This is a genomic window from Streptomyces sp. URMC 126, assembly GCF_051386555.1.
Classification (GTDB): Bacteria; Actinomycetota; Actinomycetes; order Streptomycetales; family Streptomycetaceae; genus Streptomyces.
Map to the genome: position 1 here is coordinate 1 of NZ_JBPQTX010001027.1, position 259 is coordinate 259.

The 259-nt window shown below is 57.1% G+C and carries 1 pseudogene; it reads right to left on the bottom strand.

The window, feature by feature from the left end:
* Positions 1 to 259 (bottom strand): annotated as a pseudogene (gene fusA, locus ACSNOK_RS34955) (elongation factor G); the annotation flags it as partial.

Here is a 259-nt window from a genome sequence, read left to right on the forward strand (position 1 = left end):
TATCCAAACATCTCGGACAACGGAACCAAAGCGCGTACGACCTTGTTTCCGTGCTCCTCAACCATCTCTTGGATCTGACCGCGGCGGGAGTTGAGGTCGCCGATGACAGTACCGAGGTAATCCTCAGGAGTCGTCACCTCAACAGCCATCAATGGCTCGAGCAGACCCGGGTTAGCCTTGCCAGCGGCCTCCTTGAAAGCCATCGAGCCGGCGATCTTAAACGCCATCTCGGAGGAGTCGACCTCGTGGTAAGCACCAT